We start from the raw sequence: 24,843 nt of genomic DNA on the forward strand, positions 1-24,843 counted from the left end.
GTAACAGCTGGTGGACTATTCCTCGAACCCGTTGGGCATGCCGGCCTTAGCGAGCGCCGCAGCGCGCGCCTTCATCCAGCCGTCGAGGAAGGCCTTGTCGTCAGACGGCGGATTGGACTTGCCGTAATCGGCCCACGCCGTGGCGAGCACCTCTTGCCGCTTGAACAGTTTGGTGTTGTGCGCCTCCTGCGCATCGCTCCATTGTCCGGCTTCCTTCAGCGCCTTCACGGCGCCGGGATGCACGGGCACCACCCAGTTCTTGGTTTGGCGGTCGGCAGCAAGACCTCCGGCGCCGGGCGCGGAGTCCTTATACGCGTCGTAATTGACGATCATCGCCTTGGTGATCGCGTAGACCTGATCGGCCGGCTGCGAGGCGTAGGCGACGAAGATCGGGTAGGGGTAGTTGCCGAGCTCGACCGGCTTCTCCGGCGAGATGCCGGCGCCGCAGGTGGCGACCTGCGGGAAGAAAAACGAGCCGACCTTCTGCATCCGCGCCCAGCCCTCCTTGTCCTTGGCGGGCAGCGGCGGCCAGATCAGGCCGCGCGGCGAGGTCTCGGCCTCCTTGGCGGGGCCGGTGATGGTGGTGCCGAAGGCGGCATCGACGTCGTTGTTGATCAGGCCTTTCCACATCGCGCCGTAGCTCGCGAACTCCACCGCCTTGACGTCCTTCTGCGTCAGCCCGGCAAAGGCGAGCACTGCGAGCGAGTTCTGGTTCAGCGCCGGCGAGCCGACCACGAAGCCGACGCGCTTGCCCTTCAGGTCTTTCAGCTCCTTCACGCCGGTGTCGGCGGCGACGCCAAGCGAACCGCAATTGCAGTCGACGGTCGAGAGCAGGATCTGGAGCGGCTGCGGGCCCCATTCCTTGGAGCCGAACTCGAACACGCCTTCCTGCGCGAAATAGGTGCCGGATCCCATTGCGGCGGAAGCCGCGCGCTTGGCGCGCAGCGGCGCGAGACGCGCAACGTCGTTGCCGGCGGGGAGCACGCGCACGTCGGTGCTGTATTTGTCCTTCATCATCTTGCCGACGCCGACCGCGATGTTGAAGCCAGCGGTGCCGGTGTCGTAGGCGGTGAACGTCAAAGTCGCCGGCAGCTTGATGTCTTCGGCGAACGAGTAGCGTGTAGACGCAAAAGAAATACCTGCCACCAAGGCAGGCGCGAGCATGAGCAGCCCACGAAGCATGTTTCCCTCCAATGATCCTCGCTTTGCCGCGAAGATTTTCGTTCTTTGTTTGAAACAACGTTTTGTTTGAGACCGATCATGTCATCGCGATCGAGCGATGGCAACGCCGTACCGCGCATGCGGGAATGCGACTGACAGATTGTCGCGGAAACGAACGGATGATGCGGTCAGTTCGCGACGATTGCGATCGCCTGTCCCTCGGCAACGACGTCGTCGAGCTTAACGAGAAGCGAGGTGATCGTGCCGTTCGCTGGCGAGGGGACCGGTATCTCCATCTTCATCGCTTCGACCACCACAACGTCATCGCCATCCGCGACGGTTCCTCCAACTTGCACGGGAGTTGCGCAGATGCGCCCCGCGACCTCCGTGACGATCTTAATTTCTGGCATGCCATCGCCTTTTTGTTGTCGTCGCAAAATGCCTGAGGTAGCGTCGTCTGCAAGTGGAATTTAATTCCGCACAGCGGAACATACGGTAGGGAACATGGGACGACGATCGGAGCGGTTGAGTAGGCAAGGCATGCTCGCTGGCGATGCCGGTGAGGGAGATGTCATCCAGGTGGTCTCGCGCGCGTTCGACGTGTTGCGATGCTTCGAGGGTCACGAGGCAAGGCTCGGCAATCTCGAGATTTCAAATCGCTGCGGTCTGCCGCGCTCGACGGTGTCGCGGCTCACGCACACGCTGACGCGAATGGGTCAACTGGTGTACCTGCCGCGCGATCAAAAGTATCGCATCGGCCCGAGCGCGGTGGCGATGAGCGCCACGATGATGAAGGGCGCGCAGCTGCGCAGCATGATCCGCCAGCGGCTGCAGGACGTCGCCGAGCAATTGCCCGGAACGGTCGGCTTCGTCGTTCCGGATCGCTTCCATCTCGTCTATCTCTTGTTCGCGCGCTCGGCGACCGCACTCGGCCTGCACGAGGGCACCGGCAGCCGCATCTCGATGGCCTCGACCGCCGCGGGCGCGGCCTACACCGCGGCGCTGGCGCCTGAGATCGGCGATGCCTTCATCGCGGACATGGAGCGGGAAGCTCCTGAAGCCGCGAAGATCCTGAAGCCCCGCATCGAAGCCAACAGGCAGATGTTGCGCGAGCGCGGCTATGTCGTGGCCTGCGGCCTGTGGAGCCCGCACATCAACGGTCTCGCGGTGCCGATCTGGTCGCCGCAATATCAGACCTTCGTGGTCATCACGATCGGCCTCCTGTCCGCGATGTACGACGAGGAGCGGCTGCATGCCGAAGTCGCGCCGCTGATGCTGGAGCTCGGCCGCTCGCTCGGCAGCCTGGTCGAGGGCGCGGAAGGCGACGTCTTCAACAACCGCATCTCGCGTAAACCGGTCGCGATCGCCGTCCATAACAATAACAAGCCGATCAATTCGGAGGGAGTGAATGAACTGGAAGCCGGAACTCGACGAGCTCGCCCGGCGCGAAGCCTTCGCGCGGGAGATGGGCGGCGTTGAAAAGGTCAAGCGACAGCATGACCAGGGCCGACTGACTGTTCGGGAGCGTATCGACAAGCTGATCGACAAAGGCAGCTTTCACGAGATCGGTGCCGTCTCCGGCATCGGCGAGTACGATTCCAGCGGCGATCTGAAGAAGCTGACGCCGGCGAACTGTGTGTTCGGCCGCGCGCGCGTCGATGGCCGCACGGTGGTCGTGGTCGGTGACGATTTCACGGTGCGCGGCGGCTCGGCGGATGCGTCGATCTCGGCAAAGCCGCTGATGGCCGAGGAGATGGCGCACGACTTTCGTCTGCCCATCGTCCGCATCATCGAAGGCTCTGGCGGCGGCGGCTCGGTCAAGACCATCGAGACCAAGGGTGCGGCCAACCTGCCGGGCGGCATCGGCGGCACGCGCTGGTATCGCTTCACGACGGAGAACCTGTCGCGTGTGCCGGTGGTCGCGCTCGGCCTCGGCTCGGTGGCGGGCCTCGGTGCCGCGCGCCTTGCCGCCAGCCACTATTCCATCATGACCAGGAAGTCGGCGATGTTTGTCGCGGGACCGCCGGTGGTGAAGGCGCTGGGACAGGACCTTTCGAAGGAGGAGCTCGGCGGCGCCGACATCCAGACCCGCGCCGGCGCGATCGATCATGCCGTCGACACCGAGGAAGAGGCGTTCGCCTGCGCGCGGCGTTTCCTGTCCTATCTGCCGTCGTCAGTGTACGAGCTGCCGCCGACCTTGCCCTGCACCGACAATCCGGAGCGCGGCGACGAGGCGCTGATGAACGCGGTGCCGCGCAACCGCAAGCAGGTCTACAAGGTGCGCCCCATCATCGAGTCCGTGGTCGACAGGGGCTCGTTCTTCGAGGTTGCCAAGAATTACGGCAAGCCCATTATCGTCGGCCTGGCCCGGCTCGAGGGCAGGGCGGTGATGGTGCTCGCCAGCGACAGCTTCCACTATGGCGGCTCCTGGACGGCGGACGCCTGCCAGAAGGTGGTGCGCTGGGTCGATTTTGCCGAGACGTTCCACCTGCCGATCGTCTACCTGATGGACTGCCCCGGCTTCATGATCGGTCTCGATGCCGAGAAGGCGGCGACCATCCGCCACGGCGTGCGCGTCATGGCCGCAGTCAACCAGACCACGGTGCCGTGGTGCACCGTGATCCTGCGCAACGCCTTCGGCGTTGCCGGCGTCGTGCACCAGCCGGCCGACCGCTTCTCGATCCGCTACGCCTGGCCGTCGGCCTATTGGGGCTCGCTGCCGCTCGAAGGCGGCATCGAGGCCGCCTACCGCGCCGACATCGACGCGGCCGAGGACAAGGCGGCCAAGCTGGAGGAGATCCAGGAGCGCCTGAACAAGCTGCGCTCGCCGTTCCGCTCGGCCGAAAAATTCTGGGTCGAGGAGATCATCGATCCCCGCAAGACGCGCTCGCTGCTGTGCGAGTTCGCCCGTCTCGCCGAGCCATTGCGCAAGGTGGGGCCGCCGGAGAACATGACGATCAGGCCCTGAGGCTCGGCCGTCACTGCGGCTGCGCGGCATCTTGCCGGGCAGCCGCGGCGTGACCTCCAAACAAGAACGCGCTACTTTCGCCGGACAAGAACAAGAGGAAGCGCCAATCGTGTACGACTTCATTATCGTGGGCGGCGGCTCGGCGGGGTCCGTGCTGGCCCACCGGCTCTCGGCAAAGAGTGCCAACAAGATCCTGCTGTGCGAGGCCGGACAGGACACACCGCCCGGCAACGAGCCGGCTGAAATTCGAGACAGCTATCCCGGCACGGCCTATTTCGATCCGCGCTTCCACTGGACCGAGCTCAAGGTCACGACACAGGTCGTCAGCCACAACAATCCGAACGAATCGCGTCCGCCCTTGCGCAAATACGAGCAGGCGCGCGTGCTCGGCGGCGGTTCGTCGATCAACGGCCAGATGGCCAATCGCGGCGCGCCGACCGACTACGACGAATGGGACGCGCGCGGCGCGGAGGGGTGGACCTGGAACGACGTGCTGCCCTTCTTCAAGAAGGTCGAGCGCGATCTCGATTTCGACGGTCCCTATCACGGCAAGGACGGTAAGATCCCGGTTCGCCGTATCCCCCGCGAGCACTGGACCAAGCACTCGCAGGCGTTCGCCCAGGCCTTCCAGCAGGCCGGCCATCAGTTCCTGCCGGACCAGAACGGCGAGTTCGTCGACGGCTTCTTCCCGGTGACCCACTCCAACCAAGCCGAGCAGCGCGTCTCGGCCGCCATGGGCTATCTCGACCGCGACACCCGCAAGCGCGCCAATCTCACCATCTCCACCAACACGCAGGTGCGCGAGCTGCTGTTCGAAGGCACGCAATGCGTCGGCGTCAAGGCTGTCGTCGACGGACGCGAGCAGGAATTCCGCGGGCGCGAGATCATCCTCTCCAGCGGTGCGATCCATTCGCCGGCACATCTCTTGCGTGCCGGCATCGGGCCGGTCGGCCACCTCAAGGATATGGGCATTCCCGTGTTGATGGGATTGCCGGGCGTCGGGCAGCGCCTGATGGATCATCCCTCGATCTCGCTGTCGTCCTTTGTCCGCCGCGGCGCGCGCATGAACGAGCACACCAGGCGCCACATGCAGTTGGGCCTGCGCTACTCATCGGGGCTGCCCGATGTGCCGAAGGGCGACATGTTCGTGGTCCTGCTCTCGAAGTCGGCCTGGCATGCGGTCGGCGAGCAGATCGGCTCGCTGCTGACCTTCGTCAACAAGACCTATTCGGAGACCGGACAGGTCAGGCTTGCCTCGCGCGATCCCTCCGCGGAGCCGATCGTGGAGTTCAATCTTCTGTCCGACCGGCGCGACCTCGATCGCCTGATGAGCGGCTTCCGCAAGATGGCGGCCATTCAGATGAGCGATGTCGTCAGGACGGTGACCGACAAGCCGTTCCCCGCCGCCTACACCGACAAGGTCCGCAAGATCGGCGTGGTCAACACCAGAAACAGGATTTTGACCAAGATCGCCGCGACGCTGATGGACGGACCGGCGGCGCTGCGCCATTACATGATCGACAATTTCGTGGTCGAAGGTTTCACCTTCGATCAGGTGATGAACGACGACGAGGCGCTGGAAGCCTTCGTCCGCAAGGCGACGATCGGCGTCTGGCACGCCTCGTGCTCATGCCGCATGGGCCGTGCCGACGATCCGATGGCGGTGGTCGACAATCAGGGTCGCGTCAAGGGCATCCAGGGCCTGCGCGTCGTCGACGCCTCGATCTTCCCCGTGGTGCCCTGCGCCAACACCAATTTTCCGGTGTTGATGTCGGCGGAGAAGATCGCGGCTGCGATCATGCAGTAGCGCTTGTCACGCCGCGCACTGCTTCCTCATCCTGAGGAGCCCGCATCAAGCGGGCGTCTCGAAGGACGGCGGCAGGCGAATTTCCTGCGAAGTCACAGCCGCAGCACCTTGCCGGGATTCATGATGTTTTGCGGATCGAGCGCGCGCTTGATGGTTCGCATGATGTCGAGCTCGGTCTTCGAGCGGTAGTGGCTGAGCTCGTCGAGCTTGTCGATGCCGATACCGTGTTCCGCCGAGATCGAACCGTCCATGGAGGTGACGAGGTCATTCACGGCCCGCGTGATGGCGCCCTTGTATTGCGTCAGCGTCTGCTGATCCATGCCGGGCGGCCCCATGAACGAGAAATGCAGGTTGCCGTCGCCGATGTGTCCGAGGGGATAGGGCCGGATGGTCGGGAGAATGTCGAGCACGGCCTTGAGCCCCTGGTCGATGAACTCCGGAATCCTGGAGATCGCCACCGAGACGTCGTAGCTGAGCCCCGGCCCCTCGGCCCGCGATGCCTCGGCGACGCTTTCCCGGATGCGCCACATGTTGTGCGATTGGTTTCCGGTCTGGGCGATGACCGCGTCGAGCACGCGCCCGGCCTCGAGTTGATCGCTGAGAAACTGCTCCATCTTCGCCGCGATGCCCTCGGCGCCGTCCTGGCGCGCCCGCGCGGACGACCATTCGAGCAGCAGGTACCAGGGCGTGTCCGCCTTGAGCGGATCCTGCGTGTCGGGAACGTGGCGAAGCACCATGTCGATGGCGGCGCGGCTCATCAGCTCGCAGGAGCCGACATTGTCCTCGGATGCGCTATGGGCTTCCGACAGGATCTCCAGCGCCGCACGCGGATCCCGGATCGCCAGCCACGCCGTGCAGACGTCCTTGGGAGCCGGCCATAACTTGAGCACGGCCCTGGTGATGATGCCGAGCGTTCCTTCGGCGCCCATGAAGAGGTGCTTGAGATCGTAGCCGGTGTTGTCCTTCTTGAGCGCACGCAAGCCGTCCCAGACGTCGCCGTTCGGCAGCACGACCTCGAGTCCCAGGACGAGATTGCGGGCATTGCCGTAGCGGAGCACCTGCACGCCGCCGGCATTGGTCGACAGATTGCCGCCGATCATGCACGAGCCCTGGGCGCCAAGGCTGAGAGGCAGGAACCTGTCATGCCTGGCCGCGGTCTCCTGCAGCGTCTGCAGCACGCAGCCGGCCTCGACCGTCATGGTGTAGCCTGTGGCATCGACCTCCAGCACGCGGTTCATGCGGCCGAGCGACAACACGATGCCGGTATGCGCAGGCCAGGGCGTCGCTCCGCCCATCAGGCCGGTGTTTCCACCCTGCGGTACGATCGCGACGCCATGCTCATGGCAGAGCTTGACCACCTTCGCGACTTCCCCGGTGCTGCCAGGACGAACGACGGCGCCGGCACGCCCGACCAGCAATCCGCGCCAATCCGTCACGAACGGCTGCTTGCCGTGCTCGTCCTCGATGAGGCCCTTCTCACCGACGATCGCGCGCAGTGAATCGCGCATCTGGGCGGTGAGCGGACCGGTTGGAATGATGGGTTCGGACGACGGACCGGCTGCCGGCATTTGTTTCCCCTGGCGCATCTTGGTGTGCACTGCGCACGTTGCGTGCGTCGGCTCATTGTCCATGTTTGCGCCGCGGAGTCTAACTCTTCCTCCGGGGTCTTACGGGTTTCTATCCTCGAATACCCCCACTCTACGCGGTCGCGTTTAAACGGCGTTAATGATGCCTTCTCGACATGAGACATCTCGATCCATGAGGGCCGCTGTTTGCGAACGGCCCGTAAGTGTTGGTTAAGAGAGCCATCGACATAGTCCGCCCGTGTCGGAAGAGGGCCGGGATCGAACCCGATGGCCTCTTCCGTCGATGTCAGGGAAAGGGCCACTGCCACAACGACGGCAGCCAGGATGAACCTCATGATCCGCCGCGCAATGCTCTGTTTTGCGACAGACCGGAAGGCCAACGTCGCCATCATCTTCGCGCTGACGATGGTCCCTATCGTCTTTCTCCTGGGCATGACGCTCGACTACACGCTGGCCTTGCGCAAGCGCGAGCAATTGAACGCGGCTGCCGACGCAGCCGCGATCGCAGCCGTGCGGCCCGCGATGCTGACGCAGACCGACAGGACCACTATCGAGAACACGGCGGCTGCCGTCTTCGCCGCGAAGGCGAATCTTCCCGGGCTGAAGGCCGTGCCGACGCCGACGGTCACGGTCACGGACGTCGGCCTGGCGCGGACCATCACGGTTTCCTACGTGGCCGAGTCCGTCAATAATTTTCCTGGCGTCCTCGGCAAGCAGACCTGGCAGGTGGGAGGGTCGGCGACGGCGAAGGCGTCCAGCGCGCCCAACATGGATTTCTACCTGCTGCTGGATGACTCCCCGTCGATGGCGCTGGCGGCGACCCAGAAAGACATCGACAACATGGTGCTCGCCACCAAGAACCAGCCCACCTATGCCAAGAACTGCGCATTCGCCTGCCATGAGGCACATCCCAACAACGCCAATCCCAGCTCGACGAACAAGGACAATCTCACGGTCGCACGTGCCAACAACATCACGCTGCGCATCGATCTCGTGACCAACGCCGTCAAGCAATTGATGGTCGGACCCTGGTCGTGCCCGCAGTCAGGCACGCCGGGCGGCGTCATGCAGTGCATGTCGGCCCTCAACCACACGACCTACAGGGCTGCCATTTATACCTTCGATTACGCCCTGAACACGGTCCAGACGCTGACCACGCCGGACACCGCCGGCACGAAAGTCGGCAACATTCAGCTCCTGACGGTCGATCACCAGAACTGCCCCGTCCTCGACAGCAAGGGCGCCTGCATCTACACCACCGACTACGGCACCGATATCTCGAAGGGCCTGACAGACCTCAACACCGCCATGCCCAATCCAGGCGACGGCACCGCGGCAGGTACGCCGCAGGAGGTGGTCTTTCTCGTCACCGACGGCGTCGAGGACAAGCTCATCCCGAAGACCGGGGGAAGCTGCGACCCCAACGCCACCTATGCGCTTCCGCCAGCCAATTCCACGACCGTGCGATGCCAGCAACCGCTCAACACGGCGATATGTGATACCATCAAGAAGCGGAACATCCGTATCGCGATCCTCTACACTGAGTCCCTGCAGCTGCCGGCTGACAGCTGGTATCCCAGCCGTATCTCGCAGTTCAACAATCCGACCTCGTCGACGGGCACGATCGCGCAACGGCTGCAATCCTGCGCCTCACCGGGCCTGTACGCGAGTGTCCAGAACGGTGGCGACATCAACAAGGCGCTGACGGACCTGTTCATCAAGGTCGCGTCGAGCACGGCCAGCCTCGTGCAGTAGGGAAAGAGGCCATGCTCGGATCCGCATCGGCAATGAGGAGACGCCGCAATCGCCGCGTCGCTTTCGCCGCCAGTGACAGCGGAGCCACCGCCGTCGAGTTCGCGCTCGTTGCCGCGCCGTTTCTCGCCCTCATCATCGCACTGATCCAGACCTTTCTCGTCTTCTTCGCCCAGCAGATGCTTGAATCGATCGTGCAGCAATCGGCGCGGCTGGTCATGACCGGGCAGGTTCAGTCCGCGCAGATGACGCAGGCGGTCTTCAAGCAGAAGGTCTGCGACCAGATCGTGATCCTGTTCAATTGCAGTACCCTGATGGTGGACATGCAGGTGGCGACCTCCTGGACGTCCGCGAACACGGCAATGCCAACCCTGACCTATGACGGCTCGGGCAAGGTCTCCAATGTCTGGCAGTACAATCCGGGCAATCCCGGCGACATCGTCGTGCTCCGTGTGATGTACGAGTGGCCGGTCATGCTCGGTCCGCTCGGCTTCAACCTGTCGAACCTCAGCAATGGCAACCGGCTGATCATGTCGTCCGCCGCGTTCCAGAACGAGCCAGGAGCTTCCTTATGATCTCCGCCCTGTCATCTCGCGCCCGGCACTTGGTGGCCGATGTCCGCGCCGTTGCAGCGACGGAGTTCGCCATCGTGACGCCGTTCATGCTGTTGCTCTATGTCGGCGGCGTCGAGCTCGGAACCGCGCTCTCCATGAACGTCAAGGTCAGCGCGACCGCGCACAGTGTCGCCGACATGATCACGCAGAACACGGCCGTCACCTCGACTCAAATGACCGGCATCCTTGCTGCCGCGACCGCCATCATGGCGCCATATCCCATCACGAATGGCAGCACCTCCTTGATGACGATCACGGTCTCGGAAGTCTCGACCGACAGCAGCGGCAATGCGACGGTGCAATGGAGCACGTCGACCAAGGCGGGAGCGGCGAGAACGCCGGGGACCGCCATGACGTTGTCGTCCTTTACCGCGCCGGGCGGGACCAGCAACGCCAACATCTCCCTCATCCTGAGCGAGGTGTCCTACGACTACACGCCCAACCTAGGCTTCACCATCGCGGGCACCGTCAAGCTGTCCGACAGCTATTATCTGTTTCCGCGCTGCTCGACCAATGGCCCGGCCACGTTGACCCCTCCTTACTACGACGTGAAATATCCGGCGACGAGCACCTGCACCTGCGTCCAGCATCTGCAGCAGAAGACCTGTTAGCCCCGCGGCAACACGGGCAAGGCTGTTCCAAACGATACTTTGCACAAGCGCGCGCCTCGTCGTTCGAGACGATCGTGGAGCCCTTCATCGGGCCGCGCTTTGCGAGCAACCGGTCCTCATCTTGAGGGTCCGCTGACGGCGGGCGTCTCGAAGGATGGCCACAGCCGAAATCGTTCCCAGATGCGATGGCCCTGGTCGGATCGGAATTCCATTGCACATCAAAGCAAGGCTCCCCAAGGCAAGCTCCAGTTCGCTCGCCACCGGGGTGGTACTGTGTCGCTGCAGCGGGGCCGGGGATCGTCTTCAGCCCACGGTTGATTTTATAAAACGATCGGTCTAATAAATCTTCATGACCAAGGTGGCCTCGGTTTCAGAGCCGCGTCGGCGCGGCCGTCCTCCGAAGGACCAGTCGCAGCCGAATGCACCGCGCGCGCGTCTGCTGCGCACGGGCGTTGCACTTCTGACCGAGAAGGGATTCAGCGCCGTCGGCATCGACGAGATCCTGGCCTCTGCGGATGCGCCGAAGGGGTCGTTCTATCACTACTTCGGCAGCAAGGAGGCTTTTGGCCTCGAACTGATCGACGCCTATGCCGCCTATTTCGCGCGCAAGCTGGATCGATGGTTCGACGATGCAGCGCGGGCTCCGCTGGACCGCCTCCGCGATTTCATCGCAGACGCCCGGTCGGGCATGGCGCGCTACGGCTATCGACGTGGCTGCCTCGTCGGCAATCTCGGACAAGAGATGGGGGCCTTGCCGGAGCCGTTCCGAAAGCGACTGGCCGCCGTTTTCACGGATTGGGAAGCACGGACCTCACGCTGTCTCCGATTGGCGCAGGAGGCCGGCGACATACCCAAGAGCCTCGATTGCGACAGCCTCGCGCACTTCTTCTGGATCGGCTGGGAAGGGGCGGTGCTGCGGGCGAAGCTGGAACGGCGCCCCGATGCGCTCGACATATTCGCCCGGGGATTCCTCGGGATGATCCAGGCAAAGGACAGGTGACCCATGACAGCGAGCAATAGCTTCAGAGCCATCCTGATCGAGAATGAAGGTGGCAAGCAGTCCGTAGGACTAACGGAGCTCCCGCGCGACAGATTGCCCGAGGGCAATGTGACGGTGCGGGTCGCCTGTTCGACCCTGAACTACAAGGATGCGCTCGCGATCACCGGGAAGAGCCCGGTGGTCCGCAAGTTTCCAATGGTTCCCGGCATCGACCTTGCGGGGACCGTCGAGGAATCCTCGTCGTCCGAGTTCAAGCGCGGCGACAAGGTCGTGTTGAACGGCTGGGGCGTGGGCGAGCAGCATTGGGGCGGCTTGGCCGAGATAGCGCGCGTCAAGAGCGACTGGCTGATACCGCTCGAGCCCACCTTTTCCTTCGCGCAAGCGATGAGCATCGGAACGGCCGGCTACACTGCGGCACTGTGCGTGATGGCGCTGGAGCGCCACGGCATCAAGCCGGGTGACGGTGAGGTGCTAGTGACGGGAGCTGCCGGTGGCGTCGGCAGCATTGCGACCGCGCTGCTTGCAAGGCTCGGCTATGACGTGGTCGCGGTGACGGGCCGGAGCGAGGAGGCCGAATATCTCGCGAGCCTTGGCGCCAAGCGGATCTTGCCGCGATCGCTGTTCAGCGAGCCCGGCAAGCCGCTTGCGAGAGAACAGTGGGTCGGCGCGGTCGATGTGGCCGGCGGGCAGGTGCTCGCCAATGTCTGCGCATCGATGAAGTATCGCGGCGTCGTCGCGGCCTGTGGGCTGGCGGCCGGCATGAGCTTTCCGGCCACAGTCGCTCCTTTCATCCTCCGCGGTGTCACGCTGGTCGGGATCGACAGCGTCATGTGTCCGCGCGACGAACGCATCGAGGCGTGGCGGCGGCTGGCCCGGGATCTCGATCCGATTCGACTTGATGCGATGACGGAGAAGGTGTCCCTCGAAAACTGCATCCCGGTTGCGGACCGTCTCATTGCCGGCGCGGTGCGGGGACGCGTGATCGTGCCGATTTCCATCGACTAGCCCTTAAGGAATATCCAGGCCATGACCCAGGCAATTGCCATTAGCCGCTTTCCTGTCCCTGATCTCGCCGACATGCCTGACGACATCAGGGCCCGTATCCTGGCCGTCCAGGAGAAGTCCGGCTTCATTCCGAACGTGTTTCTCGTGCTCGCGCACCGGCCGGACGAGTTTCGCGCGTTCTTTGCCTATCACGACGCGCTCATGGACAAGCCGGGCAACCTCACCAAGGCGGAGCGGGAAATGATCGTGGTTGCGACCAGCAACCTCAATCAATGCCAGTATTGCGTCATCGCGCATGGCGCGATCCTGCGCATCCGCGCCAAGGATCCGCTGATCGCCGATCAGGTCGCGGTCAACTACCGCAAGGCCGACATCACGGATCGGCAGAAGGCGATGCTCGATTTCGCCGTACGCGTCTCGACGGAGGCCTACGAGGTTTCCGAATCCGATTTCGCCACGCTGAAATCGCACGGCTTCACGGAAGAGGACATCTGGGACATTGCCGCGATCACGGCCTTCTTCGGCCTCTCCAATCGGCTTGCCAACGTCACCAGCATGCGTCCGAATGCGGAATTCTACAGTATGGGACGCGGCTAACGGGGACCGACTGACCTCTTCGGCAATACTCCCGTCGGTGCGGAATGGAGAACGGTCATGGAGCTCTCATCCCAGCAGCTGGCCTTGAAGGAAAGGGCCGCGGCGCTCTCGAACGGGACGATCCGCGGACGCGCAGCCGATATCGACCAGTCTCGCGACTATCCATGGGATGTCGTCGAGGCGCTGAAGGCCGAGCGCTTCATGGGAATGACCATTCCGCCGGAATATGGCGGGCAGGGCCGGAGCTTTCTCGACACGGTGTTGGTCATCGAGGAAATCGCCCGCTCGTGCACCGTCTCTGCGCGCATCGTGGTCGAGGCCAACATGGGCGCCATCTCGACCGTCATGGCCTATGGCACCGACGCGCAGAAGAAGCGTGCCGCCGATCTCGTCCTGGGTGGCGACAAGCCGGCGATCTGCATCACGGAGCCTGACGCCGGCAGCGATGCGGGCGGGATGACCACGCGGGCGGACAAGCGCGGCAACCGCTACGTGCTCAACGGCAAGAAACATTGGATCACCGGCGCCGGGGTTTCCCGCCTCCATTTGATCTTCGCGCGCGTGTTCGATGAGGGTGGAGAGGAGCTGGGCGTCGGCGGCTTCCTGGCGGTCCGCGGCGAGGTCCAGGGATTGCGCGTCAGCAAGCGCGAAATGACGATGGGACTCTGCGGCATGCCCGAGGGCGAGCTCGTCTTCGAGGATCTCGAGATCACGCCGGACATGGTGCTGTTGCCGCCATCGGGCTTCAAACGCGGGTTTGCCGACCTCATCAACGCCTATAACAGCCAGCGCGTCGGGGCCGGCACGGTCGCCATGGGTGTTGCGGCCGGCGCGCTGGAGCACGCCATTGCGTGGGCGAAGACGCGCCAGCAGTTCGGGCGGCCGATCGGCGAATTTCAAGGTCTGCATTGGATGCTCGCCGATATGCAGACACAGCTGACCGCATCACGCCTGATGCTGCACGCAGCTGCTGCCTCGCGAGGACCGGGCGGCAGCGCATTTCCCGATCCCATGCTTGCGGCGCAGGCGAAGATCTTCGCGTCGGAAGCCGCCATCAAGATCGTCAATGATGCGCTGCAGGTGTTCGGGGCGCGGGGCTATTCGCGTGACTTTCCTCTCGAGCGCATGGCACGTGACGTCCGCATGTTCACGATCGGCGGCGGCACGGCGCAGGTGCTGCGCACGTTGGTTGCCAGCAAGGTCCTGGGCTGGAAGTTGCCGCAGACGCGCGACGGCTACGTCGTGTCGGAGGGTGCCACAGAAGAGAACTAGAGGCCCGCGGCGCCCTGATTGGAAGCGAGGGAGAGGTGGAGAGATGACAGATTTCGTAACGCCGCAGAAGATGGCGGAGATGATACCGTCGGGGTGCAAGCTCGGCCTGGCGCCGGACGACTATGCCGCGGCCCCGGGATTGGTCCGGATGCTGATCGATCGCGGCATTCGCGATCTCCATGTGGTCTGTGCGCCGATTGGCGGCATGCAGGTCGACATGCTCATCGGCGCCGGCGCCGTGGCAACGCTGGAGACGAGTGCCGTCAGCCTGGGCGAAGCCGGCGGCGCGCCCTGTTTCAGCCGGGCCGTCCGCGACGGATCCATTCGCCTTCGCGATGCGACTTGTCCCGCGGTGTTCGCGGGGCTGACGGCCGCAGAGAAGGGCGTCCCGTTCATGCCGATCCGCGGCATCATCGGCAGTGACGTCTTGAAGAAGCGAGACGACTGGAAGGTGACGTCCAATCCCTTCGACGACAGTGAGAAGATCGTCGTGGTCTCGGCGATCCAGCCCGACATATCGCTGATCCACGCACCCGAAGCGGACCGGTTCGGCAATGTTCGGCTCGGACGCCGACGCGAGGTGATGCTGTTGGCCCATGCCTCGAAAAAGACCTTCGTGACCGTCGAGCGCATCTCCGAGGTATCGCTGCTCGAAGACGAGAACATGGCCGCCGGCGTCCTGCCCGCGATCTATGTGAGCGCGGTGGCACAGCTCAAGAATGGCGGGTGGCCGACGGGACTCTACGCCCAGTATCCCAGGGATGGGCAGGAGGTCGAGAAATACGCGAGGGCGGCGCGCTCGCCGGAAGGCTTCCAGGCCTACATCCGGGATTCGAGGAGCCCGGCATGAGCGAGGCGTGCACCAGCCGCGAGCTGATGATCTACACGATCTCGCGGCTGCTGAAAGGCGTGCGGCATGTTGCGGTCGGCCAGTCGTCGCCGATGCCGGCGGCGGGCGCGATGCTGTTGCGTGCGCTCAACGAGCGGGACAGACTGGAGCGCGTGCAGGTCTCGATCCTCGGGTCGGTCATGCATAATTCCTTCACCGGCGGTGCCGAGGAGCTGTTCGATTGTGCAGCGCAGGGGCGTCTCGACGCCTTCTTCCTCGGTGGAGGTCAGATCGACGGCCAGGGCAATGTCAATCTCGTCGGCACTGGCAACTATCCGAACAACCCCGTCAGATGGCCCGGTTCGTTCGGCTCCGCCTACCTGTATTTCCTCGTTCCGCGAGTCATTCTGTTCCGGGAGGAGCACAGCCTGCGATCCCTGGTGGAGCGCGTGGACTTCGTGTCTGCGCCTGGCGTCACCGACGAGACGGCCTATCGGCGAGGCGGCCCTTACGCCCTGTTGACCAATGCGGCGCTCTTTTCCTTCGAACGAGAGGCGGGACGCTTTCGCCTCGAGAGCACGCATCCGGGATACGATTGGCGTGACATTCGAGGCACGACAGGTTTCTCCTACGACAACGAAACATGCGAGGTCACGACGCCGTCGCCGGACGAGGAGACCCTGTCCTTGATGCGGGGGCGAATTCGCGAGGAGCTGCGCGAGTGTTACCCGCAGTTCGCAGGCACACTGCCGGGTCCGGGTTGAGGCCGCGCTAAGCCATTGATTCCCAACGCGCCGGCTACTGTGCATGGGGTTGTTTTCGCATTTCTTGCTTGGCCGCCCCGAGTGAGGTGCGACCAGGCGCGCTCCGTCACCCGGCGCGCCTCGTGCAACACGGCCCCTCATGCCTTCGTCATGACGGCGTCGAGAGACCGAGGCGACTGGATATCATCAAGCTGTAACACTGGCGTAATTGAGTAGCCGCGCGGGGGGCTGGGGATATCGCCAGCCATCGTCCGGAACAGGGCAGTGTTGACGGTTGGGATTGGACCATGGCGGAGCCGGCAAAGCTTGTCAGCGCGGGATCGAACGCCGAACCCATCACCGGCCTGGTCTGGGCCTTCCGTCTGCACAGCGACGGCAGCGCTGAGGCGCTGCCGGTCGCCCAGCCGATCGAGTTCGGCCATGACGGCCGGCTGTGGCTGCATTTCAACCTGACCGATGCGCGCGCACGGCCGTGGATTGCCTCCTCACAGCTGCCGCCGCTGGCGCGCGAGCTGCTGCTGTCGAACGACACGTTCCAGCAGCTCCACGTCATCGATCATTGCGTCTATGGCGTGTTCTCCGACCTCGTGCGCGAGATCGACGCCGTAACGGAGGAGACCGCGTTCCTGCGCTTCGCCATGACCGAGCGCCTTCTCGTCAGCGGTCGCCATCAGGCGTTGTGCTCGGCGGACGCAACGCGGCGCGTGCTCGAAGGGGGCTACCGCGTCGACAATGTCGCGCACCTGCTCGAGAAGATCGTCGACGAGGTCGCCGACACGCTGGATCGGGTGGCCGACAAGTTGGGCCAGGAGATCGACGACATCGAGGAGCGCATCCTCGCCGATGACGCAAGACCGGAGATGCGCCGCAATCTCGGCCGCCTGCGCCGGACCTGTGTGAGATTGCACCGGCAGCTCACCGGCCTGCGCGTGCTGTTTCACCGGCTCGACCAGAAGAACACCGATCGCCTGTCGCCCGCCTTGCGGATCCAGGCCGGCAAGCTCGCGCAGCGGCTCGATGGCCTCGATCACGACATCGTCGAGCTCAGGGAGCGCAGCCGCCTGCTCGAGGAAGAGCTGCGCTTCAAGAACGAGGAGGAGAGCAACCGTCATCTCCACACACTCTCGATCGTGACCTCCTTGCTGCTCCCGCCGACGCTGATCACCGGCATCTTCGGCATGAACACCAAGGGCCTGCCGCTCACCGACGTCGAGACCGGCTTCCTCTGGGCCGCGGTGCTGATGGCCTGCTCGGTCGGCGCGGCCTATCTCTTCATGCGGCGTACGGGTATCTTCAAATAGCGTATGCCAGCCGGAATCAAGCGTGATCGGAACTGCCCATAGCTCCCTGCTGCGAGGCGCGGCTGCGATTGCACTGGCCTGCACGGCAACGAGCGCGCTCGCCGGCTCCAAGGACGAAAGCGCGGCCGGATGGCTGTTTCCCGAATGGTTCAACGCGTGGCATGACGGCCTTGCGGGCAAAGGCCTGAATTTCGGCGCCACCTATATTGCGGACAACATCGCCAATACCTCCGGCGGCGTGAAGCGCGGCGCCATCCATTTCGGCCGCCTCGATCTGTCGGTCGATGCCGATCTCGACAAGCTGGTCGGCTGGAGCGGCGGTCGCTTCTACGCCAATGCACTCGTGATCTACGGCGGGGGCCTCTCCCGCAACTACGTGATGAATCTCGCCACAATCAGCGAGATCGAAGCGCTGCCGGACCAGCGGCTCTACAACGCCTATTTCGAGCAGAGCTTGTTTGGTGACAGGCTGAACATCCGAGCCGGCCAACAGGCGGCCGATGTCGAGTTCTTCGACAGCCAGACCGACGATCTCTTCATCAACGGCACCTTCGGCTGGCCCGCTATCAAGGCGAGCAACCTTCCGGCGGGCGGCCCGGCGCCACCGATCGCGGTGCCCGGCATCCGCATCAAGGCGGCGCTGACGGAGCAGATCACGGCCTATGGCGCGGTGTTCAACGGCGATCCCTCGGGGCCGGGCAATGTCGATCCGCAGCTGCGCGACCATCATGGCCTGGCCTTCCGCATCAACGATCCGCCCTGGATGATCGGCCAGGTCCGCTTCAACTACGACATCGATGTCGGGGGACGTCCGCTCGCCGGCAATTTCACGCCCGGTGCCTGGAAGCATTACGGCTCGTTCGACAGTCAACGCTTCACCGCGGAGGGGCAGTCGATCGCCGATCCCTCGGGAAGCGGCATTCCCGCAAAGCTTCGCGGCAATTACGGCGTCTTCGCGGTGATCGAGCAGGTGCTCTATCGCCCGCCGGAGGTGAAGGAGAATAGCACCTCGGCCTCGCTTCCTGGCGTCACGGCGTTCGGTCGCATCGCCTACAGCCCGCCGGACCGCAATCTGATCGACCTTTATCTCGACGGCGGCATCGGCTTTGTCGGCTTCACGCCGGGCCGTCCGCTGGATCGTTTCGGTGTGGCGATGGCCTATATGCGGATCTCGAACACCGCGCGCAGTCTCGACCTCGACACGCAGGTCTTCACCGGCATCCAAACTCCGGTGCGCAGCAACGAGACGCTGATCGAGATGATCTACGAGGCGCACATCAAGCCGGGCTGGCTGATCGCGCCCTATTTCCAGTACGTGTTCCGCCCCTCCGGCGGCATCCCGAACCCGAACGATTCCACCGGTCTGTCGCGGATTGGTGACGCCGCGGGGTTCGGCGTCACCACCACGATCAGGTACTAGGCCATCGCCGCTTGCGGCTGCGGCTTCGGCTGCCGCGACAGCGCCAGCACGATCAGCGCGGCGAACACGCACAGCGCGCCGGCGATGAAGAACGCGGGCAGATAGCTCTGGTAGACAGTGCGCGAGAAGCCTGCCCCGAAGGCGGCGGTGCCGGCGCCGAGCTGATGGCCGGCGAAGATCCAGCCGAATACCAGATTGGCGCGTTCGGGCCCGAACTTCTGCGCGGTGAGACGTACCGTGGGCGGCACGGTCGCGATCCAGTCGAGGCCATAGAACATCGCGAAGACGGACAGGCCATAGAACGAGAAGTCGCTGAACGGCAGGAAGATCAGGGAGAGCCCGCGCAGGCCGTAGTACCAGAACAAGAGCCAGCGGTTGTCGTAGCGATCCGACAGCCAGCCCGACATGATGGTGCCGAAGAAGTCGAAGATGCCCATCGCCGCGAGCAGGCTAGCCGCCTGCACCTGCGGGATGCCGAAATCGAGGCACATCGGGATCAGGTGCACCTGGACGAGGCCGTTGGTCGAGGCGCCGCAGACGAAGAAGGTCGCAAACAGGATCCAGAATGCGGTCGACTTCGAAGCGTCGCGCAGCGTGCCGAGCGCCACACCCGTGATCGAGCCGTGGCTTGCGGGCGGAGCAGGCAGGGCTTCGGTGCCTTCGTCGCCGAATGGACGCAAGCCGACGTCGCTGGGTCGATCGCGCATCGCGAGCAGCACGGCCAGCGCGGAGACGCCGAGCATGATGCAGACGAAGCCGAGCGCAAGTCGCCAGCCGAAGCGTTCGGTGAGGCTTGCCAGCAGCGGCAGGAACACGAGCTGGCCGGTGGCGACGCTCGCGGTCATGATGCCGACCACGAGGCCGCGCCTTGCCGCGAACCAGCGGGTGGCAATGGTCGCGCCCAGCACCAGCGCGGTCATGCCGGTGCCGATGCCGATCACCACGCCCCAGAGCGCTACGAGTTGCCAGACCTCGGTCATGCCGAGCGAGAGCACGAGCGCCGAGACCACGATCAGCTGCGCGGCGAGCGTGACGTTGCGAAAGCCATAGCGGTTGAGCAGGGCAGCCGCGAATGGCGCCATCAATCCGAACAGGACGAAGCGGATCGACAGCGCGGACGAGATCTGCGCCGTGCTCCAGCCGAACTCCTTCTGCAGGGGAACGATGAACACGCCGGGTGCGCCGACCGTGCCGGCGCTGATCAGCGCGGCAAGGAAGGTCACGCCGACCATCCCCCAGCCGTAATGGATGTTGCGACGATTGAGGGTTGCCGCGAGCCAGTTCGAGATCATCGAATTTCCTTGGACACCGAAAGGAGGGGCATTACTTACAGCGTGCTTGCTGCCAACGGACTGTCAGTAGCGGGCTCGCCACGCCTGCCAATCTGTCACAAATAGGGGAAGTCCGAAATGTCGAACTTCCCTCAATTTCGGACAGTGGCGGTCAGCGCGCCGAGCGTTCGACCGCGATTGCGGTGGCTTCGCCGCCGCCGATGCACAGCGCCGCGATACCGCGCTTGAGGTTCTGCGCCTCCAGCGCATGCAGCAGCGTCACGATCACCCGTGCGCCGGTCGCCCCGATGGGATGGCCGAGCGCGCAGGCGCCGCCGTTGACGTTCAGTTTGTCGCGGGGAATGCCGAGATCGCGCTGCGCCGCCATTGCCACCACCGCAAAAGCCTCGTTGATCTCGAACAGGTCGACATCGGAGGCGCTCCAGCCGACCTTGTCGAGCAGCTTGCGGATCGCCGGGATCGGCGCCGTGGTGAACCATTGCGGCTCCTGGCTGTGTGTGGCGTGGCCCTTGATCTCGGCCAGAACAGGCAAACCGTTGCGATCGGCCAGCGAGCGTTTCGTCAGAACCAGCGCCGCGGCGCCGTCGGCATTGGCCGAGGAGGCGGCCGGCGTGATCGTGCCGTTGGCGCGGAAGGCAGGCTTCAAGCCCGGGATCTTGGCGGGATCGACCTTCAGCGGATGCTCGTCATTGGCGATGACGCGGGGGCCTGCCTTCTCGCTCAGCGTGATCGGCGCGATCTCCGCCTTGAACGCGCCGCCCTCGACCGCCTTGCGGGCACGGCTGAGCGTCTCCATCGCGTAGGCGTCCTGGTCCTTGCGGGTGAACTGATAGGCTTCCGCGGTGGCCTCGCCGAAATCGCCCATGGAGCGGCCGGTCTCGTACGCATCCTCCAGCCCGTCCATCATCATGTGGTCGATGATGCGGTCGTGGCCGACCCGATAGCCGCCGCGCGCCTTGGTCAGCAGGTACGGCGCGTTGCTCATGCTCTCCATGCCGCCGGAGACGACGATCTCGGCCGAGCCGGCGCGGATGATGTCGTGGGCCAGCATGGTCGCCTTCATGCCGGAGCCGCAGACCTTGTTGACGGTGGTGGCGCCGATGGCATCGGGCAGACCGGCGCTACGTGTCGCCTGGCGCGCCGGCGCCTGGCCCTGTCCGGCCGGCAGCACACAGCCCATGAAGACCTCGTCGACCTTCTCAGGCGCGAGCTTGGCCCGTTCCAGCGCCGCGCCGATCACGTGCGATCCGAGCTTGTGAGCGGGGAGCGGCGACAATTCGCCCATGAAGCGGCCGAGCGGGGTGCGGGCGGCGGAGACGATGACGACTGGATCGGCGGCTTCGGCCATGACGAGAACTCCCTACGATCAGGTAAGATGATGACCATCATATGATGCGGCGCAAAAAATGCAACCACGGCAGGGATGAGAAATTGTCGTGGCTCGGATGAGATTTGGTCGTTCGAGCCCCGCGGTCATCACCAGCGAAGGCGCCCGATCCAGTATTCCGGAGACAGCGAGGAGCCGAGCAGCAGCGGCATACTGGACGCCCCGCCTTCGCGGGGGCATGACACCAACTTTGGAGAGGCCTACCGCTTCCGGCTCACAAACGCGCCCATCAGCCGGGTCGGCTCGTCCGTCAGGAACGACTCGCCGAACACCTGCACGCTGAGGTTCACCGACTCCGTCAGCGGCAGTTCCTCCCATTGCCGCAGCAGCGCCTTCTGCGAGCGCAACGCCTCGGGGCCGCATGCGAGCAAGGCCTTCACCAGGTGCTCGATCTCCGCATCCAATCCGCCCTCCGGCGCGACCTTGTCGACCAATCCCCAGGCGAGCGCGGTGGCTGCGTCGATATTCTCCGCCGTCATCACCAGCCAGCGCGCGCGGGCCCAGCCGATCAGGCGGGGCAAGAGGGCCGCATGGATCACCGAAGGGATGCCGACGCGGACCTCCGGCATGCCGAAATGGGCGTCATGCGCGGCGATGCGGAAGTCGCAGGCTGCCGCCACCTCGAGCCCGCCGCCGAGGCACCAGCCGGGCATCCGCGCGATGACCGGAGCAGGGAACTGGCGCATGGCCTCGCAGAGATCGCGCAGACGGCTGATGAAGGCTTCAGCCGATCTCTGGTCGAGCTTGGCCATCTCCTTGATGTCGGCGCCGCCGATCATGCTCTTCTCGCTCTGGCCGCGCAGCACCACGACGCGGATGCTGCGGTCGGAGCTGAGCTGCTGCAGGCCCTCGCGCACTGCGTCGGTCACGGGCGAGCCGAGAATGTTGAGCGGCCCGGCGTTGCAGATCGTGACATGAACGACGCCGCGGGCATCCCGTGTCACGCCGCAGTGATTGTTGAGCATTTGCATCGCAGGATCTCGAAGGGTCTCGGGGGCGCGCGAAACGCGCGGGTCGGGGATTACTTCCGGGCCGAAACCTCCGACTTGTCAAGCGGGCAGGCGATGTGGAGTTGCCAGCGCGAAGTCCGCGACATAGTATGATATCTATCATTCAAAGGGGCGACCATGACAAGTAACGATCAACTCGACCTGTTTTCGCCGGCGCAGCGGCGGGAGCGCGTGGTGGACTGGCAGGTGCCGGGGCCGGTCGCGAAAGTGGCGATGGGGCTGTCGGGCATGGACGCGATGCTGGGCATCCGCGACGGCCGGCTGCCGCCGCCGCCCTTCGCAAAGCTGATCGGCTTCACCATGGCGGTGGTCGAGCCGGGGCGGATCGTCATGGAACTGGAGCCTCGCGAGGATCTCGAAAACACCATCGGACTCATCCACGGCGCGACCGCCGCGGCGCTGCTCGATACCGCCATGGGCTGTGCCGTTTCGACCCGGCTCGAAGCCGGCCAGGGCTCGGTGACGCTCGATCTGAAGCTGGCCTTCCTGCGTCCGCTCTCGGTCCATTCCGGGCTGATCTCGGCCGAAGGTAAGGTGATCAAGCTGGGGCGGCAGACCAGCTACACCGAGGGCTTTGTCCGGGACGGCAAGGGGGCCCTTGCGGTGCACGCAACTGCAACGTTTTCCATGATCGGAAGCAACTTAACATGAATTAATGCACCCATTTCGTCATTTGCGTGTTATGAGATGACTCTCGACATTCAATGAGAACCGCATGCGCTACTCCCGGGAACACAAGCAGGAAACCCACGACCGCATTGTGAGGAAGGCGTCCACGCGGCTGCGCGAGAAGGGGGCCCATGGCGTCGGCGTGGCCGACCTCATGAAGGAGGCCGGCCTGACCCATGGCGGCTTCTACGCGCATTTCGATTCTCGTGAGGCGCTGATGATCGAGGCGTTCGGTTATGCGATGGACCGCTCGATGGAGCACTGGCGCAAGATCACCGACGAGGTTTCGCCGGAAAAGCGGCTGGCCCTGATCGCGGAGGCCTACCTCTCGGCCTTGCATCGCGACAATCCCGGCCATGGCTGCTCAATTCCCGCGCTGGGCGCCGAGATCGCACGCGAGAGCCCCAAGGCGCGAAAGGCATTTGCCGGCAAGCTCGACGAGATGATCGAGCTGCTGGCCGACTTCATCCCGAACATGCCGCGCAAGGCCGCCCGCAAGCAGGCGATCGCGACGCTGGCGACCATGGCCGGCACCATGCTGCTGGCCCGCGTTGCGGGGTCGAGCGAGCTGTCGGATGAAGTGCTGAAGGCGGGCAGGGACAGCGCGCTCGATGGCGCCAAGCGTGAGCCAAAGGCGGCGGCCGCGAAGAAGGCGAAGAGCTAGGCGCGGTGCCGTAGGGTAGGCAAAGCGAAGCATGCCCACGACTTGGTCGCTTCGGAGAGAGCAATCGGAGAGAAATGGTGGGCACGGCGCTTTGCGCTTTTGGCCACCCTATGAGACCGCCGCTCACCTTCCTGCAAACAGCGCGCGCTCGCGCTCCACGATCTCGCTGATATAGTCCGCCACCGCCCTGATCCGCGCCAGATCCTTGCTGTCGGTATGCATCAGCATCCAGAACGTCCGCGTGATCGAGATCTCGTCGGGCAGCACCGGAACGAGTTGCGGATAATCGCTCGCCATGAAGTGGGGCAGCACCGCGATGCCGAAGCCTGAAAGCGTGGCGTTGAGCTGGGCGATCAGATTGGCGCTGCGAAAGCGCGCGGAAATCCGCGGCGACACCTGCGGCAGATAATCGAGCTCCGGCGTGAACAGGAGCTCCTCGATGTAGCCGACGAAGCGGTGCTGCGTCAGGTCCTGCTTTGAGGCGATTTTCGAGAAGCGATCGAGATAGGCGGGAGCGGCATAGAGGCCAAGGCGGTAGTCGAGCAGCTTGCGCCCGACGATGCGGCCTTCCTTCGGCATGGTCAGGCTGATGGCGATGTCGGCCTCGCGCTTGGAGAGACTGAACAGCCGCGCGGTTGCCACAAGTTGCAGGTCAAGATCGGGGTACCGGTCCGCGAACGGCGTCAGTCGCGGCGCCAGGAAGGCGGTACCGAACCCATCAGGCGCGCCGATCCGCACCGTGCCGGTCAGCCGCGCCACGGAGCCGCCGACCTGCTCCTGATTGGCGACGATGGTCGATTCCATGGCTTCGGCGCTGTCGGCGACGCGCTGGCCCGCCTCGGTGAGGAGGTAGCCGGTCTTGCGCCGGTCAAACAGCTTGGCCGAGAGGTGCTTCTCCAGTCGGTCGACGCGGCGGATGACGGTCGCATGGTCGACGCCGAGCTGTTTTGCCGCAGCCGACACCGAGCCGCCCCGCACGATGGCCAGCACGAAGCGAAAGTCGTCCCAATCGATAGCGCCTTGATCCAGCATTTTCGCACATCTATGGTGCATTATCTCAGACTTGAATCCTATAAAATGCAGGTCAATAGGATTTGTCAAAACGACCACGCTCGGCCTGAAGGAGACCATTCC

23 protein-coding genes are annotated in these 24,843 nt (G+C 64.4%); 16 read left to right on the plus strand and 7 right to left on the minus strand.

All coding sequences use genetic code 11. The annotated features are described in order from the left end of the window. Positions 1-15 precede the first annotated feature (15 nt). Positions 16-1,182 carry a TAXI family TRAP transporter solute-binding subunit gene (locus X268_RS11835; protein WP_128925118.1) on the minus strand — a complete coding sequence of 389 codons (1,167 nt, stop codon included), beginning with the start codon at positions 1,180-1,182 and terminating at the stop codon, positions 16-18. A 167-nt stretch (positions 1,183-1,349) separates the two neighbouring features. Beyond that, positions 1,350-1,571: a biotin/lipoyl-containing protein gene (locus X268_RS11840; RefSeq protein WP_063684430.1), complete on the minus strand. Its 222-nt coding sequence runs from the start codon at positions 1,569-1,571 to the stop codon at positions 1,350-1,352. A 94-nt stretch (positions 1,572-1,665) separates the two neighbouring features. Between X268_RS11840 and X268_RS11845 the strand changes: the two genes are divergently transcribed. The 3 genes from X268_RS11845 (at position 1,666) to X268_RS11855 (ending at position 5,936) form a co-directional block, all read left to right on the plus strand. Beyond that, positions 1,666-2,640 carry an IclR family transcriptional regulator gene (locus X268_RS11845; protein WP_128925119.1) on the plus strand — a complete coding sequence of 325 codons (975 nt, stop codon included), beginning with the start codon at positions 1,666-1,668 and terminating at the stop codon, positions 2,638-2,640. Further along, positions 2,570-4,129 (plus strand): acyl-CoA carboxylase subunit beta, encoded by a 1,560-nt coding sequence (locus tag X268_RS11850; RefSeq protein ID WP_128925120.1) that lies wholly within the window; start codon positions 2,570-2,572, stop codon positions 4,127-4,129. Before X268_RS11845 ends, X268_RS11850 begins: the two co-directional genes overlap by 71 nt. A 109-nt stretch (positions 4,130-4,238) precedes the next feature. Next, positions 4,239-5,936, plus strand: a complete 1,698-nt coding sequence (locus X268_RS11855; protein WP_128925121.1) for a GMC family oxidoreductase — start codon at positions 4,239-4,241, stop codon at positions 5,934-5,936. A gap of 92 nt (positions 5,937-6,028) precedes the next feature. Here X268_RS11855 and X268_RS11860 read toward each other — a convergent pair whose 3' ends face one another. Further along, the gene (locus X268_RS11860; RefSeq protein ID WP_128925122.1) at positions 6,029-7,504 is read right to left on the minus strand and encodes an FAD-binding oxidoreductase; all 1,476 of its coding nucleotides are present in this window, start codon (positions 7,502-7,504) and stop codon (positions 6,029-6,031) included. A 351-nt stretch (positions 7,505-7,855) separates the two neighbouring features. Here X268_RS11860 and X268_RS11865 point away from each other — a divergent pair, with 351 nt between their 5' ends. From X268_RS11865 to X268_RS11915, 11 genes are all read left to right on the plus strand, one after another. Continuing rightward, positions 7,856-9,277, plus strand: coding sequence for a TadE/TadG family type IV pilus assembly protein (locus X268_RS11865; RefSeq protein WP_128925123.1), 1,422 nt, complete (start codon positions 7,856-7,858; stop codon positions 9,275-9,277). Between the two features lie 32 nt (positions 9,278-9,309). Further along, positions 9,310-9,849 carry a TadE/TadG family type IV pilus assembly protein gene (locus X268_RS11870; RefSeq protein ID WP_245477862.1) on the plus strand — a complete coding sequence of 180 codons (540 nt, stop codon included), beginning with the start codon at positions 9,310-9,312 and terminating at the stop codon, positions 9,847-9,849. Next, on the plus strand, positions 9,846-10,499 hold the full coding sequence (locus tag X268_RS11875; RefSeq protein WP_128925125.1) for a TadE/TadG family type IV pilus assembly protein: 654 nt from the start codon (positions 9,846-9,848) through the stop codon (positions 10,497-10,499). Before X268_RS11870 ends, X268_RS11875 begins: the two co-directional genes overlap by 4 nt. Before the next feature lie 349 nt (positions 10,500-10,848). Further along, the gene (gene acuR / locus X268_RS11880; RefSeq protein ID WP_128925126.1) at positions 10,849-11,499 is read left to right on the plus strand and encodes an acrylate utilization transcriptional regulator AcuR; all 651 of its coding nucleotides are present in this window, start codon (positions 10,849-10,851) and stop codon (positions 11,497-11,499) included. Positions 11,500-11,502: 3 nt separating this feature from the next. Then, complete coding sequence (acuI, locus tag X268_RS11885; protein ID WP_128925127.1) at positions 11,503-12,504, plus strand: acrylyl-CoA reductase (NADPH); 1,002 nt, start codon at positions 11,503-11,505, stop codon at positions 12,502-12,504. A gap of 21 nt (positions 12,505-12,525) precedes the next feature. After that, the gene (locus X268_RS11890) at positions 12,526-13,101 is read left to right on the plus strand and encodes a peroxidase-related enzyme (protein ID WP_128925128.1); all 576 of its coding nucleotides are present in this window, start codon (positions 12,526-12,528) and stop codon (positions 13,099-13,101) included. 57 nt (positions 13,102-13,158) lie between these two features. Continuing rightward, positions 13,159-14,373: a 3-sulfinopropanoyl-CoA desulfinase gene (gene acdA, locus X268_RS11895; protein ID WP_128925129.1), complete on the plus strand. Its 1,215-nt coding sequence runs from the start codon at positions 13,159-13,161 to the stop codon at positions 14,371-14,373. 43 nt (positions 14,374-14,416) lie between these two features. Then, the gene (locus X268_RS11900) at positions 14,417-15,223 is read left to right on the plus strand and encodes a CoA transferase subunit A (protein WP_128925130.1); all 807 of its coding nucleotides are present in this window, start codon (positions 14,417-14,419) and stop codon (positions 15,221-15,223) included. Then, positions 15,220-15,966: a CoA-transferase gene (locus X268_RS11905; RefSeq protein WP_128925131.1), complete on the plus strand. Its 747-nt coding sequence runs from the start codon at positions 15,220-15,222 to the stop codon at positions 15,964-15,966. The genes X268_RS11900 and X268_RS11905 overlap by 4 nt, the downstream gene beginning before the upstream one ends. Positions 15,967-16,253: 287 nt before the next feature. Beyond that, positions 16,254-17,267: a transporter gene (locus X268_RS11910; RefSeq protein ID WP_128925132.1), complete on the plus strand. Its 1,014-nt coding sequence runs from the start codon at positions 16,254-16,256 to the stop codon at positions 17,265-17,267. Between the two features lie 22 nt (positions 17,268-17,289). After that, positions 17,290-18,687, plus strand: coding sequence for a carbohydrate porin (locus X268_RS11915; RefSeq protein ID WP_128925133.1), 1,398 nt, complete (start codon positions 17,290-17,292; stop codon positions 18,685-18,687). Here X268_RS11915 and X268_RS11920 read toward each other — a convergent pair. The 3 genes from X268_RS11920 to X268_RS11930 all read right to left on the minus strand — a co-directional run bounded on the left by X268_RS11920 (position 18,684) and on the right by X268_RS11930 (position 22,337). Next, positions 18,684-19,979, minus strand: coding sequence for an MFS transporter (locus X268_RS11920; protein ID WP_128925134.1), 1,296 nt, complete (start codon positions 19,977-19,979; stop codon positions 18,684-18,686). The genes X268_RS11915 and X268_RS11920 overlap by 4 nt on opposite strands. A 151-nt stretch (positions 19,980-20,130) precedes the next feature. Then, complete coding sequence (locus tag X268_RS11925) at positions 20,131-21,327, minus strand: acetyl-CoA C-acyltransferase (protein ID WP_128925135.1); 1,197 nt, start codon at positions 21,325-21,327, stop codon at positions 20,131-20,133. Positions 21,328-21,566: 239 nt separating this feature from the next. Continuing rightward, complete coding sequence (locus tag X268_RS11930) at positions 21,567-22,337, minus strand: enoyl-CoA hydratase (protein WP_128925136.1); 771 nt, start codon at positions 22,335-22,337, stop codon at positions 21,567-21,569. Positions 22,338-22,493: 156 nt separating this feature from the next. Here X268_RS11930 and X268_RS11935 point away from each other — a divergent pair, with 156 nt between their 5' ends. Then, positions 22,494-23,027, plus strand: a complete 534-nt coding sequence (locus X268_RS11935; RefSeq protein ID WP_128925137.1) for a PaaI family thioesterase — start codon at positions 22,494-22,496, stop codon at positions 23,025-23,027. 64 nt (positions 23,028-23,091) lie between these two features. Continuing rightward, a complete protein-coding gene (locus X268_RS11940; protein WP_128925138.1) occupies positions 23,092-23,709 on the plus strand; it encodes a TetR/AcrR family transcriptional regulator in 618 nt (205 codons plus the stop codon). Positions 23,710-23,832: 123 nt separating this feature from the next. On the opposite strand, the gene X268_RS11945 is transcribed toward X268_RS11940, so the two are convergent. Then, positions 23,833-24,741 carry a LysR family transcriptional regulator gene (locus tag X268_RS11945; protein ID WP_128925139.1) on the minus strand — a complete coding sequence of 303 codons (909 nt, stop codon included), beginning with the start codon at positions 24,739-24,741 and terminating at the stop codon, positions 23,833-23,835. Positions 24,742-24,843 lie beyond the last annotated feature (102 nt).

It is taken from the genome of Bradyrhizobium guangxiense, assembly GCF_004114915.1.
GTDB lineage: Bacteria > Pseudomonadota > Alphaproteobacteria > Rhizobiales > Xanthobacteraceae > Bradyrhizobium > Bradyrhizobium guangxiense.

Bases quoted from the DNA above. Each gene is read 5' to 3' on its own strand.
- X268_RS11835 (WP_128925118.1), bottom strand. From the start codon at position 1,182: ATGCTTCGTGGGCTGCTCATGCTCGCGCCTGCCTTGGTGGCAGGTATT.
- X268_RS11840 (WP_063684430.1), bottom strand. From the start codon at position 1,571: ATGCCAGAAATTAAGATCGTCACGGAGGTCGCGGGGCGCATCTGCGCA.
- X268_RS11845 (WP_128925119.1), top strand. From the start codon at position 1,666: ATGGGACGACGATCGGAGCGGTTGAGTAGGCAAGGCATGCTCGCTGGC.
- X268_RS11850 (WP_128925120.1), top strand. From the start codon at position 2,570: ATGAACTGGAAGCCGGAACTCGACGAGCTCGCCCGGCGCGAAGCCTTC.
- X268_RS11860 (WP_128925122.1), bottom strand. From the start codon at position 7,504: ATGCCGGCAGCCGGTCCGTCGTCCGAACCCATCATTCCAACCGGTCCG.
- X268_RS11865 (WP_128925123.1), top strand. From the start codon at position 7,856: ATGATCCGCCGCGCAATGCTCTGTTTTGCGACAGACCGGAAGGCCAAC.
- X268_RS11870 (WP_245477862.1), top strand. From the start codon at position 9,310: ATGAGGAGACGCCGCAATCGCCGCGTCGCTTTCGCCGCCAGTGACAGC.
- X268_RS11875 (WP_128925125.1), top strand. From the start codon at position 9,846: ATGATCTCCGCCCTGTCATCTCGCGCCCGGCACTTGGTGGCCGATGTC.
- acuR (WP_128925126.1), top strand. From the start codon at position 10,849: ATGACCAAGGTGGCCTCGGTTTCAGAGCCGCGTCGGCGCGGCCGTCCT.
- acuI (WP_128925127.1), top strand. From the start codon at position 11,503: ATGACAGCGAGCAATAGCTTCAGAGCCATCCTGATCGAGAATGAAGGT.
- X268_RS11890 (WP_128925128.1), top strand. From the start codon at position 12,526: ATGACCCAGGCAATTGCCATTAGCCGCTTTCCTGTCCCTGATCTCGCC.
- acdA (WP_128925129.1), top strand. From the start codon at position 13,159: ATGGAGCTCTCATCCCAGCAGCTGGCCTTGAAGGAAAGGGCCGCGGCG.
- X268_RS11900 (WP_128925130.1), top strand. From the start codon at position 14,417: ATGACAGATTTCGTAACGCCGCAGAAGATGGCGGAGATGATACCGTCG.
- X268_RS11905 (WP_128925131.1), top strand. From the start codon at position 15,220: ATGAGCGAGGCGTGCACCAGCCGCGAGCTGATGATCTACACGATCTCG.
- X268_RS11910 (WP_128925132.1), top strand. From the start codon at position 16,254: ATGGCGGAGCCGGCAAAGCTTGTCAGCGCGGGATCGAACGCCGAACCC.
- X268_RS11920 (WP_128925134.1), bottom strand. From the start codon at position 19,979: ATGATCTCGAACTGGCTCGCGGCAACCCTCAATCGTCGCAACATCCAT.
- X268_RS11925 (WP_128925135.1), bottom strand. From the start codon at position 21,327: ATGGCCGAAGCCGCCGATCCAGTCGTCATCGTCTCCGCCGCCCGCACC.
- X268_RS11930 (WP_128925136.1), bottom strand. From the start codon at position 22,337: ATGCAAATGCTCAACAATCACTGCGGCGTGACACGGGATGCCCGCGGC.
- X268_RS11935 (WP_128925137.1), top strand. From the start codon at position 22,494: ATGACAAGTAACGATCAACTCGACCTGTTTTCGCCGGCGCAGCGGCGG.
- X268_RS11940 (WP_128925138.1), top strand. From the start codon at position 23,092: ATGCGCTACTCCCGGGAACACAAGCAGGAAACCCACGACCGCATTGTG.
- X268_RS11945 (WP_128925139.1), bottom strand. From the start codon at position 24,741: ATGCTGGATCAAGGCGCTATCGATTGGGACGACTTTCGCTTCGTGCTG.